General features: G+C 62.4%; 19 protein-coding genes. 3 read left to right on the top strand and 16 right to left on the bottom strand.

Annotated elements, in window-relative coordinates:
- Positions 1-64: 64 nt before the first annotated feature.
- On the top strand, positions 65-985 hold the full coding sequence (locus NL123_RS02125) for a LysR family transcriptional regulator (RefSeq protein ID WP_179029519.1): 921 nt from the start codon (positions 65-67) through the stop codon (positions 983-985).
- Between the two features lie 93 nt (positions 986-1,078).
- On the opposite strand, the gene madM is transcribed toward NL123_RS02125, so the two are convergent.
- The 14 genes from madM to NL123_RS02055 all read right to left on the bottom strand — a co-directional run bounded on the left by madM (position 1,079) and on the right by NL123_RS02055 (position 11,468).
- Positions 1,079-1,843, bottom strand: coding sequence for a malonate transporter subunit MadM (madM, locus tag NL123_RS02120; RefSeq protein WP_058426582.1), 765 nt, complete (start codon positions 1,841-1,843; stop codon positions 1,079-1,081).
- A 1-nt stretch (position 1,844) separates the two neighbouring features.
- On the bottom strand, positions 1,845-2,249 hold the full coding sequence (madL, locus tag NL123_RS02115; RefSeq protein ID WP_494357133.1) for a malonate transporter subunit MadL: 405 nt from the start codon (positions 2,247-2,249) through the stop codon (positions 1,845-1,847).
- Positions 2,250-2,316: 67 nt separating this feature from the next.
- Entirely contained in the window at positions 2,317-3,216 is a 900-nt protein-coding gene (gene mdcH / locus NL123_RS02110; RefSeq protein WP_494357132.1) for a malonate decarboxylase subunit epsilon, read from the bottom strand.
- Complete coding sequence (locus tag NL123_RS02105) at positions 3,213-3,800, bottom strand: malonate decarboxylase holo-ACP synthase (RefSeq protein ID WP_248485048.1); 588 nt, start codon at positions 3,798-3,800, stop codon at positions 3,213-3,215. Before NL123_RS02105 ends, mdcH begins: the two co-directional genes overlap by 4 nt.
- Entirely contained in the window at positions 3,794-4,564 is a 771-nt protein-coding gene (gene mdcE / locus NL123_RS02100; RefSeq protein WP_494357131.1) for a biotin-independent malonate decarboxylase subunit gamma, read from the bottom strand. Before mdcE ends, NL123_RS02105 begins: the two co-directional genes overlap by 7 nt.
- Complete coding sequence (locus NL123_RS02095; RefSeq protein ID WP_494357130.1) at positions 4,561-5,403, bottom strand: biotin-independent malonate decarboxylase subunit beta; 843 nt, start codon at positions 5,401-5,403, stop codon at positions 4,561-4,563. Before NL123_RS02095 ends, mdcE begins: the two co-directional genes overlap by 4 nt.
- The gene (locus NL123_RS02090; protein WP_494357129.1) at positions 5,396-5,695 is read right to left on the bottom strand and encodes a malonate decarboxylase subunit delta; all 300 of its coding nucleotides are present in this window, start codon (positions 5,693-5,695) and stop codon (positions 5,396-5,398) included. Before NL123_RS02090 ends, NL123_RS02095 begins: the two co-directional genes overlap by 8 nt.
- Positions 5,695-6,528, bottom strand: a complete 834-nt coding sequence (locus tag NL123_RS02085) for a triphosphoribosyl-dephospho-CoA synthase (RefSeq protein ID WP_248485051.1) — start codon at positions 6,526-6,528, stop codon at positions 5,695-5,697. Before NL123_RS02085 ends, NL123_RS02090 begins: the two co-directional genes overlap by 1 nt.
- Positions 6,529-8,199, bottom strand: a complete 1,671-nt coding sequence (gene mdcA / locus NL123_RS02080; protein ID WP_494357128.1) for a malonate decarboxylase subunit alpha — start codon at positions 8,197-8,199, stop codon at positions 6,529-6,531. It lies immediately after the preceding gene.
- A 120-nt stretch (positions 8,200-8,319) separates the two neighbouring features.
- Positions 8,320-9,042 carry a hypothetical protein gene (locus NL123_RS02075; protein ID WP_248485052.1) on the bottom strand — a complete coding sequence of 241 codons (723 nt, stop codon included), beginning with the start codon at positions 9,040-9,042 and terminating at the stop codon, positions 8,320-8,322.
- Between the two features lie 133 nt (positions 9,043-9,175).
- Positions 9,176-9,463, bottom strand: a complete 288-nt coding sequence (locus NL123_RS02070) for a hypothetical protein (protein WP_248485053.1) — start codon at positions 9,461-9,463, stop codon at positions 9,176-9,178.
- Positions 9,426-10,055 carry a nucleotidyltransferase domain-containing protein gene (locus NL123_RS02065; RefSeq protein WP_248485054.1) on the bottom strand — a complete coding sequence of 210 codons (630 nt, stop codon included), beginning with the start codon at positions 10,053-10,055 and terminating at the stop codon, positions 9,426-9,428. Before NL123_RS02065 ends, NL123_RS02070 begins: the two co-directional genes overlap by 38 nt.
- Before the next feature lie 61 nt (positions 10,056-10,116).
- Positions 10,117-10,356 carry a DUF6124 family protein gene (locus NL123_RS02060; protein WP_248485055.1) on the bottom strand — a complete coding sequence of 80 codons (240 nt, stop codon included), beginning with the start codon at positions 10,354-10,356 and terminating at the stop codon, positions 10,117-10,119.
- Between the two features lie 728 nt (positions 10,357-11,084).
- Complete coding sequence (locus tag NL123_RS02055) at positions 11,085-11,468, bottom strand: polymorphic toxin type 44 domain-containing protein (protein WP_248485056.1); 384 nt, start codon at positions 11,466-11,468, stop codon at positions 11,085-11,087.
- A gap of 295 nt (positions 11,469-11,763) precedes the next feature.
- Between NL123_RS02055 and NL123_RS02050 the strand changes: the two genes are divergently transcribed.
- Together NL123_RS02050 and NL123_RS02045 are read left to right on the top strand one after the other, a co-directional pair.
- The gene (locus tag NL123_RS02050; protein WP_248485057.1) at positions 11,764-12,042 is read left to right on the top strand and encodes a type II toxin-antitoxin system RelE/ParE family toxin; all 279 of its coding nucleotides are present in this window, start codon (positions 11,764-11,766) and stop codon (positions 12,040-12,042) included.
- A 14-nt stretch (positions 12,043-12,056) separates the two neighbouring features.
- Positions 12,057-12,344 (top strand): HigA family addiction module antitoxin, encoded by a 288-nt coding sequence (locus NL123_RS02045; protein WP_025857702.1) that lies wholly within the window; start codon positions 12,057-12,059, stop codon positions 12,342-12,344.
- Positions 12,345-12,384: 40 nt separating this feature from the next.
- On the opposite strand, the gene NL123_RS02040 is transcribed toward NL123_RS02045, so the two are convergent.
- Positions 12,385-12,840: a chemotaxis protein CheW gene (locus tag NL123_RS02040; RefSeq protein WP_248485058.1), complete on the bottom strand. Its 456-nt coding sequence runs from the start codon at positions 12,838-12,840 to the stop codon at positions 12,385-12,387.
- Positions 12,833-18,637 carry an Hpt domain-containing protein gene (locus NL123_RS02035; RefSeq protein WP_248485059.1) on the bottom strand — a complete coding sequence of 1,935 codons (5,805 nt, stop codon included), beginning with the start codon at positions 18,635-18,637 and terminating at the stop codon, positions 12,833-12,835. The genes NL123_RS02040 and NL123_RS02035 overlap by 8 nt, the downstream gene beginning before the upstream one ends.
- Positions 18,638-18,709: the final 72 nt, after the last annotated feature.

The following is an 18,709-nucleotide window of genomic DNA, read 5'->3' as shown; positions in this document are numbered from 1 at the left end:
CGTTCCGACGACGCCGGACGGTTTTGCGGGCACAATCGACGGCATTCGAACAAGAGCCACGGCCATGCTGATCGACGAAGAATTCACCCTCAAGAAACTGGAAATCTTCCTGGCGTTCATGCGCACCGGCAACCTGGCCCGCGCCGCCGCCGAACTGCAAACCAGCAACGTCAGCGTGCACCGCGCCATTCACTCCCTGGAAAACGCCCTGCGCTGCCCGCTGTTCAAGCACGAAGGGCGCAACCTCACGCCGCTGGAAAGCGCCTACGTATTGGAAGAGCGCGCGCAAAAACTGGTGGCCGATGTGGTCGACAGTGTGCGCCTGACCCGCGAAGCCGCCGGGTTCTCCGCCGAGCGCTTCAAGCTCGGCTCGCTGTATTCGCTGACGGTGAAGACCGTGCCGCAATTGATCATGGGCCTGAAGATCCGCCGCAGCGAACTCAACATCGACCTGATCCTGGGCTCCAACTTCGACCTGCTCTACAAGCTCAAGAACATGGAAGTGGATGCGATCCTCATCTCCCTGGACGAGCACGCCAACGACCCGGACTGCGAGCAGATTGCGCTGTTTTCCGACGACATCTTCCTCGCCACCCCGGCCGACTCGCCCTTCGACCGCGAACAGCAAATCGACCTCGCCGACGTGCGCGACGCAACCTTCATCACCCTCACCCAAGGGTTCGCCACGCACCAGGATGGCAATCGCGTGTTCAAGCAGGCGGGGTTCGAGCCGAAGGTGGCGATGCAGGTCAATGACATCTTCACGCTGCTGAGCATGGTCAGCTCGGGCGTGGGTTATGCGTTGCTGCCGGGTAGGATTGCGGCGGTGTATGAGAACCGCGTGAAGCTCATACCGCTGCAACCCAGGTATCGGTTGCAGCAGCATATCGGGGTGGTGTTCTTGAAGGCCAAGGAAAGGGACCCAAACCTGCTGGCGTTGCTGGCGGAGTGTCGGATGTATGCCAATCGCCAGGTGCCAGCCTGACACACCGCTATCGGGGGCAAGCCCCCTCCCACACTTGAAATGCGTTCCAAATGTGGGAGGGGGCTTGCCCCCGATGAGGCCCTGATAGACCCCTTACCCAACCAGGCCGCGCACAATGAAATACAGCAGCGAAGGCCCAAGCAGGCAGCCCAGCCCGGTGTGGAACGTCGCCGTCAGCGCGCCATACGGCACCAGCCGCCGATCCGTCGCCGCCAGCCCCGCCGTCACACCGCTGACGGTGCCGGCCAACCCACCAAACACCATCGCCGAGCGCGGGTTATCCAAGCCCATCCAGCGCGCCGCGACCGGCGTACCGACCATGACCAGGATCGCCTTGATCAAGCCGGTGGCAATCGACAGTGCCATCACATCCGAGGTCGCGCCAATCGCCGCGCCGGTCACCGGGCCGACGATGTAGGTCACAGCCCCTGCGCCAATGGTGGTCATGCTGATCGCATCGCGATAACCAAACACCCAGGCCATGCTCGCACCAACGATAAACGGCAGGATCGTGCCCAGCAGCAGCGCGATCACGCCGATCATCCCAGCCTTGCGCGCCTCGGTGGCTTGCACTTCGAACGCCGTGGCGACGATGGCAAAGTCGCGCAGCATTGCCCCACCCATCAACCCGATGCCAGAGAACAGCGCCAGGTCCGCCAGGCCTTTCTGGCCGCCGGTGATCGTACCGCCGACCCAGGCCAATACCAGGCCGATGACGATGGCAATCGCCGAGCCATGAATGCGTCCGAAGGTCAAGCGCTTGGACAGCACCACGGAAATCCACATCACCACACCCACGAAGGCAAACGCGGTGATCAGGCCGTTGTGTTCCAGGCCTTTTTCGATGAGATCCCACATATCAGCGACCTCTCACTGGAGCAATCAGCGGCTCTTCATCGGGCAACGGTTCGCCCTTGTGCGTGCGGCTGATCAGGGCAATCGTGCAACCACATACCACTACCGAACCGATCGCGGCGAGCACCGCCACCGGGCCGCCGTGCAGGGCGGTGACCACGTTTTGTTGCGCAGCCATCGCCACCACCACGGGGATGTACATCGCGCCCCAGAATCCCACGCCCATTTCGCAGTCCTTGGTCATGCCGCCACGCTTTTGCATCCACAGGCGGGCGCAGATCAACAGGATCATCGCGATCCCCACCCCGCCCACATTGGATTTGACACCCAGCAACACGCCGAGCATGTCGCCCATGATCACGCCCGCAAGCGTACAGATCGCCAGTAATGCCACACCGTAGATAATCATTGTTGTTGTCCTCAAAGTGCTCGATCGAAATTGTTGTTGTTGTGCTTCGAAAGCCTTGGGCAGTGCTTTATCGGTGGCGGCGGTCCTCCTCTTGCAGCAAGGCCTGCAGGGTGTCCAGGCGTGCGCCTTCACAGGCGATCACCGTGCCTTGCTCAAACACCCGCCGTGACAGGCCGGTGAGCACTGCGCCCGGTGGCAGTTCGATCTGCAGGCGCACGCCGCGCTCGTAGGCGCTTTGCACGGTGCCGCGCCAGTCGACGACGCGGCACATGTTGAAGGCCAGGTCGTCGCGCAATTGCTCGGGGTTGTGAATCGGCCGTGCGCGGGTGCTGCTCAGGTAGGTGATGCGCGGCGCCTTGAGCGTACCGAAGGCTTGGGCCAGGGCCTGGGCCGGTTGGTCCAACAATGCGCAATGGGATGGCACGCTGACGGCGAGGCGTTTGGCGATGCCGTTGCCTTTGATGCGGTCGGCGACGCGTTTCATGGCCTGGTCGCTGCCGGCAATCACAGTCTGGTTATCGGCATTGATATTGGCCAGATACACCGGGGTTTCAGGGCTGTGCACTTCGGCCAGGAGGTTTTCGACGGTGGATAACTCGGGGCCGATGATCGCGGTCATGCCGTAGCCCTGTGGATAAGCGTTTTGCATCAGCTCACCGCGCAGGCTGACCAGCTTGATTGCCTCGTTGAAGTCCATCGCGCCGGCAATCACCGCCGCCGCGTAGGCACCAATGGACAGGCCTGCGACGTAGTCCGGCGTGTGTTGCAGCAGGCGGGCGTGGGCCACGCCGGCGATCAGCAGGCAAAGTTGTACAGCGCGGGTATTGGCCAGGGCCTCAGCAGAATCCAAGGTGCGCACGTCTTCACCCAAGGCATCGCTGGCTTGTTCCAACACATCGGCCGGCAACGCCTGGAGCATGCCCGAGCGTTGGGCGCCCTGCCCTGGGAACACCAGAAGGCTGCTCATGCCACGGCCTGCCAGGGATCAAGGACCAAATGCGCACCGTTGGCGGTTTTCAACAGCACCCGCCGTGATGGACCGGCCCATTCGCGCAAGGCGACGGCACCGAAAGGCGTTTGCAGTTGCATATCCACAGCGCACGCGGCGTTGTCCAAGGTGGCCAACAAGTCGCGTGCATCGCTGCGATCCAGCGGATCGGGTGTGCGCAGAATCAGGTCCAGGTCGCTCTGGGCATGCAGTGCTTCAATGCCCGTTGCCAACTCAAAACCAGCGCTACCCGTGACGCCCCAACTCAATGGCGCCAGCACCGGCCGCAGTTGATCAAGGGCTTGCAATGCCGGTAGATCCCTTGTCGAAACCACATCGCGCAACGCCTCCGGCGCGACCCGCCGCTGCACGGCTGCCATCGGCATCAACGCGGCAAACCGCTGCTCGCGCAAACGCCCGCGCACGCCCACGGCGACCCGCCCCGGCGCGACGATGGCGCGGCGCACGACCACCGTGCCAACTGCATCCTTCGCCCACGCCGGTGCGTCAGCGGGCAGGTGCGCCGGGGTCATGCCCCAGAGCAGGTCGTGGGCGTTCACCATTGCTCCCGCAGCAGTTGGCGCACATGGCTGGAAGCGGCGCGGTTGGACGCGCCCAGGCGGCTGCTCAAATCCGGCGTGCCGACATCCTTGATCGCACTCACCAGGCACTCGTTGACCCGCGCCACATCTTGCGCCGTGGGCTGTTCGATCTGGCTGACCGTCAAGGTCTCCCACAACAGGCCGAGGCTCGCATAGCTGTCGATGTCATAGGCCATCGGCGGCACGCTGGCGGCCAGGGCTTCCAGCTCTTCGACGCTGCGCAGGGTCACCCGCGCCGCCGAGGCCTTGCCCATGGCGTGCACCATCACACCGGGGTCGCGCAGGGCGATCAGGCGATTGGCCTGGTAGCCATGGGCGAGGAACGCGCCGGACATGGCTTTGCCCACCAGCAGCGCGATCACCGGGTGCCCGGCCAATCGGGCACGGGCATAGCTGTCGGCGGCGGCAGCCAGCGCCTGGTGGATGCCGAGGGCTTCTTCGCGCCGGCCATAGGCCTGGCTGGGCACGTCGACAATGGCAATGATCGGGCATTTGTCGCCTCGGGCGATGGCTTCATCGACAGCCTTCGCCAAACCCCAACCTTCGAGCAAACCGACTTCGCCATTGCGTGCGCGGGGGAAACGGTTTTGCGCGTCGGTGACCACGGCGATAATGCGTACGGCTTGCTCGCCCAGCAGGCCGTCGGCCACTTTCAGGGAGTTCGGCAAACCCTCAACGGGCGTTGCACCGGCGCTCAATGCGTTGAACCACTGCAAACCTCTCATGAGCGTTCTCCTTGAAACAGCGCGCGTACCGTCGCCGGGTCGATCTGCGGCGTTGCATCCAGTTCGTCCAGGCGCGCCAGGTAGTATTCGGATTGGCGGCTGCGTTGCTGGGTGGGCAGGCCCTGTTGCAGCAATGCGCTGACGGTCTGTTGAATCTCGGCCACATCGTCCGCTACATAACGGTCGGCCAAGCCGCTGTTGAAGCGCTGCTCGCCGCCGGTGAGGCTCCAGATGAAGGGCCGGTCGCGGGAGTCGTACTCTTCAAGCCCCGCTTCCTGTTCGATCACTTGCGGGCCATTCAAGCCAAGGCGGGCTTCGCGGGTGACGACAAGGTAACTGCACAACCCCGCGGCGATGGACATGCCGCCAAAGCAACCGACACTGCCCGCCACCACGCCGATCACCGGCTGGTACTGGCGCAGGTCGACAATTGCCGCATGGATATCCGCGATGGCCGCCAGGCCCAGGTTGGCTTCCTGCAAGCGCACGCCGCCGGTTTCCAGCAGCAACACAGCGCGGGTTGGAATGCCCTTGCGATTGTCTTCGGCCGCCAGCTCCAGAGCGCCGGCGATTTTCGCGCCGCCCACCTCGCCAAGGCTACCGCCCTGGAAGTTGCCCTCGATGGCGGCAATCACCACCGGTTTTCCGCCAATGCTACCCTTGGCGATCACCACCCCGTCATCGGCCTGGGGCACCACGCCCTGGCGGCTCAGCCACGGCGACATCACGCGCTGGAACGGGTCGATCAATTCGCGGTAGGAGCCGGCGTCCAGCAAAGCCTTGGCACGCTGCCGAGCGCCCAGTTCCACGAAGCTGTGTTTGGCGAGTAAGTCAGTCATGGCCGACCTCCTCGAAACCCTGCTCCAGGCGCAAGCGCACCACGCCGGGGGTGGCGCCAAAATCGTGGATATCAATCTTCAACGCCGGCGGGGTCTGCTCCTGGAACATCCGCTCGAACAGATGCTGCCAGCGTTGCTCGGCACCGTTCACCGAGGTCTGCACCTGGATGGTCAGGGTGCCCGGCGTGCCCGGCTCCAGCAGCACTTCCAGGTCGCCCGAGCCGACGCAACCCACCAGTGCACAGCCTTTCGGTGGCTGCCCGGCGGGGAATTCAAAGGATAAGGTTTCCATCACAACGCTCCGTCGAGGCGGTCGATAAACAGGCAGGCGGCCAACAGGTCGGCGGCGCCGCCGGGGGAGGCATTCAGGGCCAGCAGTTGCTGGTCCAGCTCATGCAGTTGGCGACGACCGGCCAGGGTTGCGCTGCCGCCAGCGTCGAGCACCGCTTGGGCACCGTGCTGCATGGCTTGAAGGCCCTCGGTGCCGGCGCGGTAAAGCACGCAAGTGTCAGCCAGCTCGGTCATGATCGCGAGCAAGGCATCCAGGCGCGCATTCTGTTCGCCGGCATGCTGCAGGCGGCTTTTGCGCAGTTGCGGCAGGCCTCGTTGTACCACCGAGGGGAAGCCGAGCTGCGCTTCTTCACGAGCCCCGCGTGCGCCGTAGCGCTGGGCAACCTGGGCGCCATGGCTCAGGGGTTGCGGAGCGAAGCGGTCGTTGAGCAGGGCCAGTTGGGCGGCGGTCAGCGTCACGGCGCGTGGTTCCAGCGCGGCGGCGGCGGTGAGCAAACCGAGGGCCCAGATCGCGCCACGATGGGTGTTCACCCCGTTGGTGGTGATGAGCATCGCTTGCTCACCTTCACGGCCAATGCGCCCGAGGGCTTCGCGCAGGGGCAAGCCGATTTCACCGATCTCAATCGCCGCCTCGGCCATTTCCTTGAACATCGGCCATAGCGACAGCGCCGAGGCGTGCATCAGGCCCAGGTGTAAATCGCTGTGGGCGCCGTTGCCGCGCCGGTCCACCAGGGCGGGCTTGGGCGACAGGTCGGCTTCATCGATCAGCGCATCGACGGCCATGTCGGCCAGTTGATCCGCAAGGCTGAGTTCATGCAGTTTGAGGGCGCGCATTTACCAGCTCCTGAATTTGGCGGGCGGGTTGTACAGACCACCGGACCAGTCCACCAGGTCAGCCACGCTCTTGGCGGCCAACAGTTCACGAGTGGCGTCGGTGCGGCGAATCCCCAGGTCTTCAGGTAAGGCGATCAAGCCTTCGCGGCGCATGCGTGCAGTGTCCTTGGGGTTGTGGCGCATGCCGATGGCGGTGACGCCTGCGACGGCGGCGATCATCGCCTGGCGCTCTTCTAGGGAGCGCGCCTTGTACAGGTAGGCGATACCTTCTTCGGTGAGCAGGTGGGTGACGTCATCGCCGTAGATCATGATCGGCGCCAGGGGCATGCCGCTTTTGCGTGCGACTTCCACGGCGTCGAGGGTGTCGACGAAAGTGGGTTTGCCGCCTTCCTGGAAGGTCTCGACCATTTGCACCACGAGTTTTTTACCGCGTTCCAACAAGGCTTCAGGCGCATCGTCGTGACGCATGTCCAGCCACGCCGGCGTACCATGACGGCGACCGCGCGGGTCATGGCCCATGTTCGGCGCGCCACCAAACCCGGCAAGGCGGCCACGGGTCACGGTGGAGGAATGGCCGTCGCCGTCGACCTGCAGGGTGGCGCCGATAAACAAGTCCACCGCGTATTGGCCGGCGAGCTGGCAGAACATGCGATTGGAACGCATCGAGCCGTCGCGGCCGGTAAAGAACACATCCGGGCGGGCGGCGATGTAGTTTTCCATGCCCAGTTCGGTGCCGAAGCAATGCACGCTTTCCACCCAGCCGCTTTCAATCGCAGGGATCAGCGTGGGGTGCGGGTTGAGCGTCCAGTTGCGGCAGATCTTGCCCTTGAGGCCGAGGGATTCGCCGTAGGTCGGCAGGATCAACTCGATGGCGGCGGTGTTGAATCCAATGCCGTGGTTCAGCGACTGCACATTGTGTTTTTCGTAGATGCCACGGATCGCCATCATCGCCATCAACACATGCACCGGCTTGATGTGGCGCGGGTCGCGGGTGAACAGCGGCTCGATGTAGAACGGCTTGTCGGCCACTACCACGAAGTCCACCCAACTGGCGGGGATGTCGACGCGGGGCAAGTCGGTAACGTCATCCACCAACTGGTTGACCTGCACGATCACAATGCCGTCGCTGAACGCGGCGGGCTCGATCAGCGCCGGGGTGTCTTCGGTGCTGGTACCGGTGTAGATGTTGCCGGCGCGGTCGGCCATGAAACCGGCGGAGAGCACTACGTTGGGGATCAGGTCCACCACCAGCCGCGCATAGAGTTCGATGTAGGTGTGGATCGCGCCGATTTCCAGCAGGCCGTCTTCGAGCAACTGGCTGATGCGCAGGGATTGGGTGCCGGCAAAGGAGAAATCGAGCTTGCGGGCGATGCCTTTTTCAAACAGGTCCAGGTGCTCGGAGCGGCCGACACTGGGCATGATCATGTGCAAATCGTGGAGCTTGGCCGGGTCGGCCTTGGCCAGGGAGCGCGAGAGGAAATCGGCCTGTTTCTGGTTGTTGCCTTCCAGCACCACGCGGTCGCCGGGGAGGATCAACGCCTCAAGCGCCTCGACGATCCTGTCGCTGGGCAGCACCGCACCGTCTGCGTACTGTTTGACCAGCCCGAGCCGCCGCTGCTTCTCGTCGCGCCGCCGCGTCCAGCGTGAGTCGGGGGTTATTGTTGTTGTCATGGTCGCTCCACGGGTTTGCTGTCGTGGGGCTTACCTTAGGAGTGATTGAGGGGGCCATCAATCAAGCTGGGCGCTGGACTGTTACGCCTGGGTTAATGATGCATCAATAAACACGGGCGTTCAGGTGCGGTGCCATTCGGTGTGGTGGAACCATACGGTCCTGAACAACGCCAAGGCGGCAAAACCGTGCAGCCCCAACACAGCCGCCCAACTCCACTCCCACAGGCCTGATAGCGCCTGTGCGTAAACCGGCAACAGCAGCAAGAGCAGCACCACCAGCGCGCAGCCGCCCAGTTGCTCCCAGTTTCTCAAGCGACTGGGACGGGAGGCTATGGCGTAACCCAGCAGTGCCCCCAGGCACACCACCAGCAGGCTCAGCAAGTCATGCTCGTCGACGGGCGGCCAGCCCAGCAGGTTGAGTGGCAAGCACACCGCGAACACGGTGAACGCGCAAATCGCGACGTACACGAAGGCGTATTCAAGCGCATCCAGCAGACGATCACGGATAAACCCTCGGGCCTGTTTGTCTTCTTCCGGGGTAGGTCCTTTGGATATCGCCACCGCCAGCAGACCCGAGCCAAGACCGCCCAGGGTCATGACCACAAAGTTGCTCACGACGCCCCTGATTGCCTTATCGGCACCGATCAGCTTGAGGCTTTCCAGGTACACCAGGATAAACACCGCGCCTGCGGTGGTAATCATGAACCCCCACAGCTTCCCACGATTGGACTGCACGTTCATGGTCACCGCTGCCGTGAGCACCAGCACGCCAAACCACATCAGAAGCGTGCCGGTAAAACGGTTGAGGTCGTACAGCCAGGCAAACCCATCCAAAAGCCACATTGCGTCGATACTTCTGTCGAAAAACTCCCTTGGCTATCGGCAGTGGGGTGGGGATCTTTACGAGGGGAAAGGAACAAGTGATCCGCAACCCGTCACAATTCACCAGGACGCCTCTCCTACATTTTTGATCGAGTCATGCCCACTGATAGCCAGCCAACAGGCCCTCCACGTTTCCCCGCAACGTGGTCGTGCTGTCAATCAACTGGGCTAAGAGCGGCTCGTCCTCATCCATATACCCTTCGTACTCCGCCAGGTTCCGACGCTCATGACACAGCGCCAACAACCTCACCTGCACCTTGCCGGCATCCCTCAGCCGATCCCTGGCTGAACGCATCAGCCCATCACACTCTTTGCGATCCGGCGGCTCAGCCTTCAAACCGCCGCTACGTTGCAGATTCTCCAGGTTTGCCTTGCTGTCCATCCGTGGATTCCAGGGGGTTGCCCCCAATCAGATTGATCTTGTCCTGCTGCACGACCCGCTGCACAAAACTGTTCCCGACATTCCATTTGCCGATCCAGTCTTCAGGGGTGTAAAGCGTCGGGTTGATGGTGCGCCCCAGTTGCTCTTCCAGTGGCATGAGCTGCTCCATGACTTCACTGTAGTTGAGGCTTTCGCCGATCAACATGAGATCTATGTCACTGGATGAGTGCGCCTCGCCCTTGGCGATGGAACCGTAGACAAAGGCCCAGGTTATCTGCTCGGCGAAAGGTGCCAGTGCATCGCGCAAGGGCTCGTCCAGACTCAGGGTCTTGCGCACGATAGCTAACAATTCCGAGTAGATAGGGCATTGGGGATTGGCTTGGTAATGGGTCTGGTTGCCCTGGCGCGTCATGTTCAAGATGCCCGCCAACTGCAACCGTTCAAGCTCACGGGTGAGACTGCCTTTGCCCACTTGGGCCCAGCGTGCAATTTCATTGGTGAAGAAGCTTTGGTCGGGCTTGCCGAAAAGCAGGCCCAGCACTTTTTGCTGGGTGACAGTGAAGAGCGCAGTGCTGAGCGGCAAGGTGTGCATGGCAGCGGCCAAAGAGTCCCAAAAAGGGAACGATAGGTCCCTTTTTGGGAGCGATCAAGTTTTAAGCGACTGGAGAAGGGGAAATCTGTTCCAAGGCACGGTCAACCAGCAACTGCCCCAGCTCCGCCATCTGCTGGATGCCGAGCATGATTGCGCGCTGGGAGGTGTCCAGGTCGAAGGCGAGGTTGCAAGTGAGTGCGTTGAGGGAGGACAGGGTTTCGCTGGCGTTGACCAGCAGGGTTTCGGTGTCTTGGTGAGGGTTTACGGTGAAGAGGGGCGGATTGGGGGTAGGTTTGATCATGATCTACAACTCCGATATGTGATGGAGACTGCCCTCTTCCGCTTGCACGCGAATTAAGGTGGCAGCTGTGCGCAGGTGTGCAAGACCGGGCATATCGGACCCCGGCAGACCCCGAGGGATCTCCCACGCACAGCCGCCATAACGAGTACAGCAGGCATAAAAAACGCCCGTTGAATGGCTATGGGCGTTTGTGCGCCGACATGTAACCGGACTTGCACGTCCGTGTCACCGTTTTTTGCGATGACGGGGCGAAGACTAGGCGCGCTGACGGCATGCGACAAGTTCATGCACAGCCCAAAATCTTGCAGGAAAAATCCGAGAGCCTGCCGACCTATAACCTCATGTCTAGTCTCACAGCCCCTAAACCTTCGAGCGGGTAACTACGGTACTCATAAACCTCACCTCGAACAGTGAGGCGGATAAGGCCCCCCTGCCGGGTAACTTGAACATCCGGCTCTTTGGTTTTCAGAAAAGGGTGTGCCGACACCAATGTCGTGAGTATTTCCCGATCATTCCCCAGATCCTTGTGGACGTAGTACAGGTAGGAAAAGCCCACCGTAGCGCCACCCTGATTGTTTCGCGCACCGTAAATGGAGCTCCCGTTATTCAGAGAATACTTGAGCACAACCTCATCCAATTCCGGTGGACCTGGGCTCATCAACCAACCAACACCCAAGTACCCGAGACACACCACCAGCAGCCCGTTGAACAAGCCCTGGACCGGCCAATTAATACCCTTGAGCTCTGGCATATTCGATACCCTCCTTGATCCAATGCTGGTCGCTGTGATCATCGCCATACGGCGCATCGCCCCACCAGTCTCCGAACTCCGCCCGAGAAGTCCCTGCTGCCTTTTGCGCCGCACCAGCCGCTCTCAACAGCACACTCTCCGGAATACCCAGCACAGTGCCGGTGACGCCGTAGTTGAAGTTACCGAACGCCTCATACTCGCGACTTTTCTGTTTGTAATCCCAAGGGCCACGCCCTCTGACCTGCGAGTAAAACCACGAATAGGCGAAGGCCGAACCAGGCTTCAAATGCATCCTGCGGTTGTTGGCCAAGGCGATATTGTCTTGCAGCGAAACGCCCGAAGGTATGGGAGGGACGGCCATTTGCGAATCCTTGCTGATGGGGTTGAGCGATAAAAACTAGCACTCAAACATCAGTAAAAATACGAAGGTGAGACTTACAGAAATTTCAGACACGCTATCAGTCCGAGCCCTACCTACGATTGTCGTCCCGACAAGCAACAAAGAATGTTCTGACAGCGCTTTCAGGTTGTTGCTCGGAACCTGTGTCTCTAGCCTTTCCGCTCCGAATCGTTCCGCGGACAGACATCATGAAGCCGACCGTTAAAACCGATGCAAGGCCATTGCAGAGCGTGATGTATCACATCACAATCGTGCCATGATCGTCAGCTGGAAACACAAAGGTCTCAGGGTCTTCTATGAGACAGGCTCGACCAGTGGAATCAACGCAAATCATGCAAAGCGCTTACGCCGCGTTCTGTTCATTCTGGACAAAGCCGAACGTCCAGATGCACTGAACTTGCCTGGTTGGCGTTTCCATCGGTTGAATGGCGACCTGATCGACTATTGGTCTGTCAGCATTAGTGGTAACTGGCGCATCATTTTTCGGATGTTCGACGACCAAGTCGAACTGGTTGATTATCTTGATTACCACTGAGTAGAGGTATCGATATGGGCATGCACAACCCCCCTCACCCAGGTGAAATCCTGCTTGAAGATGTAATCCCTGCCCTGAACATCACCATCACCGAAATGGCCCGGCGCCTGGGATTCGCCCGTGAGACATTTTCGAGGATTTTGCATGGGCGTGCGCCTGTCAGTCCTGACTTGGCGGTGCGGCTTGAGCGGGCAGGTGTGAGCACTGGGCAGTTATGGCTGTCGATGCAAAGCGCCTACGACTTGTGGCAGGCCGAGCATCGGGAGCAGCCGGTGATTGAGCGGTTTGCGCGGATTGATTGACGTCTACGGATTGTGGGAGGGGTCTTCATAAGGCGCTGGATCAGGCCAGGCCGGACTCTACCAGCAGTGCCTCCAGGCCGAGCAAATCCGGCACCTTCGCCACATGCTCGCCCACCTGCACCGCCGCCAGTTCCAGCGTGCACAGCGGCACGTCCACATAACTCAACTCACTGTCGAGCTTGTAAGACCGGGGAATGCCCTGGATCACCAGCGCAATAAACTTCAACGTCGGCCGCCCGCCCAATGCATTCAACACCACGATGCGCGAGCGTTCGCCGGTCACGCTCGCTTCGCCGCACACCGCTTCAAAGCTGATCAGCGGGATTTGCCGGTCGCGCCAGGTCACTTGCCGCAGGTACCACGGCGGAGCATCGCTGGCCGGTTCGCCGCGCTGGAAGTCGATCAACTCGGCGATGGCGACATTGGGCAGCACCAGGTGGCGGTCGGCCAGGGGCAGCAGCAGGCCGGTGAGTTGGCTGGTGCGGTGGTCAAGCATGGGACTTGCTCCAGTAGGCGATGCTTTCGAGCAGCACCGATTCCTGGTACGGCTTGCCCAGGTAGTCGTTGACGCCAATGGCCATGGCGCGGTCGCGGTGTTTCTGGCCGGTGCGCGAGGTGATCATGATGATCGGCAGACGCATCAGCCGGGGGTCGTTGCGCACCTGGGTCGCCACTTCGAAGCCGTCCATGCGCGGCATTTCGATGTCGAGCAGCATCAGGTCCGGGGTGTGTTCTTCAAGCACCGCCAGCGCGTCGATGCCGTCTTTGGCGGTGAGCACGTTCATGCCGTTGCGCTCCAGCAGGCGGCTGGTGACTTTGCGCACGGTGACCGAGTCGTCCACCACCAGCACCAGCAACGGGCGTTTTTTCAGCGGGTCGTTGAGGATCAGTGGCGAATCCACCGACTGAGCCGGCAATGCCGGCTGCCGCGCACGGATATGCGCCAGCAAGTCGATGATCAACACCACACGACCATCGCCCAGGATCGTCGCGCCGGACAGCCCCTGCACACCGGCAAACTGCGGCCCCAGGCCCTTGACCACAATCTCCCGCGTACCGGCCATGGCGTCCACATGGATGGCCACATGCCGCTCATTGCACTGCACCAGCAGTACCGGCACCGGTTGATACTGCCCCAGCAGTTTCGGGCGGCTGACGCTGTGCAGCAGGTCGCCCAGGTAGAACAGCTCGTAACGCTGGCCGGCGTATTCATAACACGGCGGATCTTGCTGGTAATGCCCGGCCAGCTCATGGGGCAGTACCCGCACCAGGCCTTCGATGGTATTGAGCGGGATCGCGTATTGGTCGTCCGCGCACTGCACCATCAGCGCCCGGTTGACCGACACGGTGAACGGCAAGCGAATGCGGAAATGCACACCCTCGCCCGGGGTCGAATCAATGACCATCGAGCCACCGAGCTGGCGCACTTCTTCATGCACCACGTCCATGCCCACGCCGCGCCCGGAAATCTGCGTGATCTTTTCAGCAGTGGAGAAGCCCGGCTGCAGGATGAACTGCAACACGTCACGGTCGCTGATCTCCTGATTCGGGGCCAGCAGGCCACGCTTGATCGCCTTACGCCGCACGGCTTCCAACGGCACGCCGGCGCCGTCGTCGCGCATGTCGAAGACGATATCGCCGCCTTCGTGGGTCAGGTCCAGGGTGATGCGGCCTTTCTCCGGTTTGCCAGCCAGCAGCCGTGCATCGCGGGACTCCAGGCCGTGGTCAACGGCATTGCGCAGCATGTGTTCCAACGGCGCCGCCATGCGCTCCAGCACGTTGCGGTCCATCTCGCCTTCGGCATTGCCGACGATGAATTCCACGTCCTTGCCCAGCTCGCCCGCCACCTGGCGCACGATACGCTTGAGGCGTGGCAGCATGCGTTCGAACGGCACCATGCGCGTACGCATCAGGCCTTCCTGCAACTCGGTATTGATGCGCGCCTGTTGCTGCAGCAGGCCGTGGGCGTCCTCGTTGCGGCGCTCCAGGGTGTCCTTGAGGTCGAGCAGGTCGGAAGCGGATTCGGACAATGCGCGGGACAGTTGCTGCAACTGCGAATGGCGGTCCATCTCCAGCGGGTCGAACTCTTCGTAGCCCAGGCGCTCGGCCTCGGCCTGCTGGCGGCTGAGGATACGGCCCTGGGTTTCGGTGTCGAGACGCCGCAGTTGGTCACGCATGCGTTCGAGGGTGGTTTCCACTTCCGTAAGAGCGATGCGTGCGTCGTTGACCTGCTGCTCGATGCGGCCACGGAAGATCGAGGTTTCTCCGGCCAGGTTGACCAGATCATCCAGCAGCTCGGCGGAGATCTTCACCATGTCGGCAGTCGGGTCCACGACGGCCTCCGCCTTGCCCGCAGGCAACGCCACCGGCGTCACCGGCTCCTGGCTGGGGTGTACCAGGCTTTTGATGCGCTCGATGAGCTTGTCCACCGAGCCGACCGGCAAGCCGTCCGCCACGGCGTCGATCATCTGTGCCAGACGGTCGTGGCAACCTTGCAGCAACGCAAACAGCTCAGGCGACGGCGCGAGCAGGCCGGCAGACAGGCCTTCGTAGAGAAATTCCAGTTCGTGGGCCAGGTCGCCAATGGGCGCAATCTCGACCATGCGCGCGCCGCCCTTGAGCGTATGCAGGTCACGCAGCAGGGTCTCCACCTCCTGGCGATTGCCGGGCTCGGCCTGCCAGCGCGACAGCGCCGCACTGGAACTGTCGAGAATGTCGGCCGCCTCTTCGAGGAAGATATCCAGCAGTTCAGGGTCGGCGCCCGACGCCGCTGGCGCAGCGGCCGGTGCGGCAGGCGCGTTGCCTTGGCGCAGCGCCCGCACCTTGGCGATCAGCTCTGCGTTGTCGCTCAAGGGTTGGTGATGCTGCAGCTCTTCAAGCTGCAAGGCGAGGCGCTCATGGCTGGCCATCAACACCTGGGACAATTCGGCGGAGTAACTGTAGCGACGGTCCACCAACCCTTCGTACAGGCATTCCAACTCATGGGCCAGGTCGCCAATCGGGCCGATTTCGGCCATGCGCGCCCCCCCTTTAAGGGTGTGCAGATCGCGCTGCAATGACGACAACGGCGCAGCACTGTCGGGCTCTAGCAGCCAGCGCTTGAGCGACTGGCCAGCGCTGTCGAGGATGTCCACGGCTTCTTCGAGAAAGATCTCGACGATCTCGTCGTCCATCGTGATTTCGTGATCCAACTGCTGGGTAGCGGCGCCCAGTTCGGCAATGCTCAGCACTCGGCTGCCGTCACTTTTGATCAAGCCGGTGGCGGACGGGTCGAGGGCTTCATCCAGCAGTTCGCGCAAGGCCTCGACCCGCGCCGGCGCCGGGCTGATTTCCTGGCCGGCGGCCAGTTGGTCGAGCATGCTGATCAGCGCTTCATGGGCCTGTTCAGCCTCGTGGAAAAACCGCTCGCTCACCGCCAGGCTGCTTTCTTCTACCGCCCCGTACAAATCCAGCAAGGCTTCGCAGAGTTCGTCGATGGCGTGCAGATCCGCGACGTGCGCGCCTTCGCCCAGGGTGGTCAGCTCATCCAGCAGTGCCGTCAGCTCCTGGCGCTCGCCGGGGTGCTGCTGCCAGCGGCGCAGCAGGCTCTCGGCGTCGAGCAGGATGTCCATGCCTTGGGCCAGGAAGTTGGCGATCAGCTGCGGGTCGCGCTTGATACGCACGTCGAGCAGCGCTTCAAGCTGCTGGTCCAGCAGGCTTTGCGTGCGCTTGATCAGGTCCTCTGCACCGTTGATCGGCGCCAAGGGATCACTGTCCAGGTCGCGCAGCCCACGCTGGAACAGGCCTTCGGCTTCCAGCAGCAATTCCACTTCATCCAGGTCCAGCGGCAGGCGGTGGGCCTTGTATTCGCGGGTCAGGTGGTCCAGCGGGCGTGCCAGTTCGGCGATGGGCAGCACGCCGGCCATGTAGGCGCTGCCCTTGAGGGTGTGCAGGGCACGTTGCAGTTCATCGCTGACTTGCAGCGGCACATGCTCGGCGGCCTGTTGCAGGAAGTGGTTGAGGCTGTCCAGGTGGCTCTGGGCTTCGTTGCGGAAGATCTCCAGCAACATCGGGTCATGGGGCTCGGCGGCCGGCACAGATGTGCCACTGGCCAAGGCGTGTGCGCGGGCGGCCAGGGTGTCGACTTCATCGCGTTGGCGCTGGTCGTCGATGGCAAAGTCAGCAATCAATTCCGGCAGCAGGGCCACCGCTTCATCCAGCACCTGCTGCACCTCGGGGCCGAGCACCACGCTGCGCTCCAGCACACGGTTGAGCAGGTTTTCCATGGCCCAGGCCAGCTCGGCCAAGACCAGGGCGCGCACCATCCGGCCGCTGCCCTTGAGGGTGTGGAAAGCACGGCGCATTTCACCCTGGGCGGTTTTGTCCGCGCAGTTGGGCAGGTAACGGTGCAGCACCTCGAGGACTTCGTCGGTCTCTTCGAGGAAGACTTCGCGCAGTTCGTCGTCGATGGGCTCCTCGTCGTCGGGCGGCGGCAGCAGGCTGCCGGGACGTTGCAGGGCCGGCGGGTTGAGGCGCGACGTCGGACTGGCCAGGGCGTCGAATTGGGATTGGCTCGGCGCGAGTTCGGCCGGCAGTGCGCCATCCGGTGCAACCAACGCCTGGCGCCAGGGTTTCTCGGCAGGCAGGTAACCCAGCGCCGCCAAGCTTTGGGTGGCCAGCTCCAGCACGCGCTCACCTGCAGCATCGGGGTCCTGGAGCATGCGTTCGAGGTAGTACTCCAGGCTGCTGATCACGTCGGCGAAATGCGCCAATTGCATCTCGGACGGTGGCGCGTCGCTGCCCATCAACTGTTCGTCGACGTAATCCGTGCACCCGCGCATCAGGCTCGCTGCGCGAGGCAACGGGATCATCGCCAGGGCACCGCGCACCTGGCTCAGCAGCTCGGGCAGGGACTCCAGGCGCTGACGGTCCCAATCGGCTTCGATGCAGTCGATCACCAGTTCCTTGGCTTGCTTGAGGCACTGGCAGGACTCGCGAATCACCAATTGGTGAATCTGGGTCAGGTCGGTGGTGGGCAGGCGGCTTTCTTCGCGGCTCTCCGGCTCGACGGTGCCAACCATGCCGGCCAGCGTGGCTTCGACGTAGAGCAAGGCGCCGGCGACGTCCATCAGCACCGCGTCGTTGGGCTCGCGTTGGCCCTGAGCCAGGCTCAGCACCACGGCGAGTTGGTCGATGATGACTTTGCGCGGCTGGCCGAAGCCCAGCACCGCCAGGGTGTCGGCGATCTGCCGCAGCGGTGCGAGCAGTGCATCCAGGTCGCTGGTGTGTTGACGGTCGCTGCGCACGAACAAGTCGAGGCGCTCCTTGACCCGTACCAGTTCTTCGCACAAGGCACCGAGTACCGACCCCATCGCATTGCGGTCCGGCCCGGCCAGGCGTGCGCGCTCGGCGTCGACCACCGCGCTGTCGGGCAGGGCTTCATCCAGGCCGTAGCGTTCCTTCAAGCTTTGCATGCGCGGCGTCGGCCGAGTGACCTTGGCGACGTAAAACAACAGGCTCTTGAGCAGTTCATCCGGCGCCGGCTGGTTGATCCCGCCGATGCCTTGGGCCAGCAGGCGCTTGAGCTGTTTATCACTGGCCTTGAGCAGGCTGCGTAGCGCCGGGCTGTTGGCGATCACACCGGTGAGCATACCTTCGACCAGCGCCGAGGTGACTTGCCACAGCGGCAACAACGGCGCGCCCTGGCACAAGGCTTCGAGGCGCGCGAACACCCGCGCCATGTCTTCCAGGTTGCTGGGGCCGTGGTCTTCGCGCAGCAACCCGGCCAAGGCCTGTTGCAGCAGTTGGTGCCACTGGCGCAGTTGCTCTTTCAGGTCGGGTACGGCGCGTTGGGCCAGGGCTTCGTCGGGCAACGGGGCGATCGTCAACAGTTGCGGACTGAACAGGCTGGTCTCCGACAGCAGGCTTTCACCGCGCGCGCTGCGTAGGTCGTTGAGCAATGGCAACACCACCAGCGGCAGGTCACGCCGGGCGCTGTGCACACGGTCCAGATACAACGGCAATTGGTTGAGGGCCTGTTGCAGCAGGCGGATGCTTTCGTCGCGCTGGCTCACATGGCCCGCTTGCAGAGCCAGGGCCAGTGCTTCGATTTCTTCGGCGAGCAGGGCCGCGCCATAGAACTCGACCATTTGCAGGGCGCCATGCACTTGATGGACACACGCCAGGCACTCGCCGATCGCATCGCCGTCGGAGGTTTCGACGTACGCATCGAGCGCCGAACGGGCCTGTTTCAGGGTTTCGGCAATGTCGCCCTTGACCCATTCGAGGGCCACGTAGTCGTGCCGATCAACCATAACTGCTCCGCTTGGAATTCATGGGTTGCTGGTGGTGCGAGATATCAAGACAGATAGAGATCAAATGTGGGA

Source organism: Pseudomonas sp. FBCC-B1565, assembly GCF_059133265.1.
The sequence above is the reverse complement of the archived record's forward strand: the minus strand, read 5'-3'. Positions and strand labels throughout refer to the sequence as shown.

Excerpts from the sequence above, each read along its gene's own strand:
- NL123_RS02125 (WP_179029519.1), top strand. The coding sequence starts at position 65 with ATGCTGATCGACGAAGAATTCACCCTCAAGAAACTGGAAATCTTCCTG.
- madM (WP_058426582.1), bottom strand. The coding sequence starts at position 1,843 with ATGTGGGATCTCATCGAAAAAGGCCTGGAACACAACGGCCTGATCACC.
- madL (WP_494357133.1), bottom strand. The coding sequence starts at position 2,249 with ATGATTATCTACGGTGTGGCATTACTGGCGATCTGTACGCTTGCGGGC.
- mdcH (WP_494357132.1), bottom strand. The coding sequence starts at position 3,216 with ATGAGCAGCCTTCTGGTGTTCCCAGGGCAGGGCGCCCAACGCTCGGGC.
- NL123_RS02105 (WP_248485048.1), bottom strand. The coding sequence starts at position 3,800 with ATGGTGAACGCCCACGACCTGCTCTGGGGCATGACCCCGGCGCACCTG.
- mdcE (WP_494357131.1), bottom strand. The coding sequence starts at position 4,564 with ATGAGAGGTTTGCAGTGGTTCAACGCATTGAGCGCCGGTGCAACGCCC.
- NL123_RS02095 (WP_494357130.1), bottom strand. The coding sequence starts at position 5,403 with ATGACTGACTTACTCGCCAAACACAGCTTCGTGGAACTGGGCGCTCGG.
- NL123_RS02090 (WP_494357129.1), bottom strand. The coding sequence starts at position 5,695 with ATGGAAACCTTATCCTTTGAATTCCCCGCCGGGCAGCCACCGAAAGGC.
- NL123_RS02085 (WP_248485051.1), bottom strand. The coding sequence starts at position 6,528 with ATGCGCGCCCTCAAACTGCATGAACTCAGCCTTGCGGATCAACTGGCC.
- mdcA (WP_494357128.1), bottom strand. The coding sequence starts at position 8,199 with ATGACAACAACAATAACCCCCGACTCACGCTGGACGCGGCGGCGCGAC.
- NL123_RS02075 (WP_248485052.1), bottom strand. The coding sequence starts at position 9,042 with ATGTGGCTTTTGGATGGGTTTGCCTGGCTGTACGACCTCAACCGTTTT.
- NL123_RS02070 (WP_248485053.1), bottom strand. The coding sequence starts at position 9,463 with ATGGACAGCAAGGCAAACCTGGAGAATCTGCAACGTAGCGGCGGTTTG.
- NL123_RS02065 (WP_248485054.1), bottom strand. The coding sequence starts at position 10,055 with ATGCACACCTTGCCGCTCAGCACTGCGCTCTTCACTGTCACCCAGCAA.
- NL123_RS02060 (WP_248485055.1), bottom strand. The coding sequence starts at position 10,356 with ATGATCAAACCTACCCCCAATCCGCCCCTCTTCACCGTAAACCCTCAC.
- NL123_RS02055 (WP_248485056.1), bottom strand. The coding sequence starts at position 11,468 with ATGGCCGTCCCTCCCATACCTTCGGGCGTTTCGCTGCAAGACAATATC.
- NL123_RS02050 (WP_248485057.1), top strand. The coding sequence starts at position 11,764 with ATGATCGTCAGCTGGAAACACAAAGGTCTCAGGGTCTTCTATGAGACA.
- NL123_RS02045 (WP_025857702.1), top strand. The coding sequence starts at position 12,057 with ATGGGCATGCACAACCCCCCTCACCCAGGTGAAATCCTGCTTGAAGAT.
- NL123_RS02040 (WP_248485058.1), bottom strand. The coding sequence starts at position 12,840 with ATGCTTGACCACCGCACCAGCCAACTCACCGGCCTGCTGCTGCCCCTG.
- NL123_RS02035 (WP_248485059.1), bottom strand. The coding sequence starts at position 18,637 with ATGGTTGATCGGCACGACTACGTGGCCCTCGAATGGGTCAAGGGCGAC.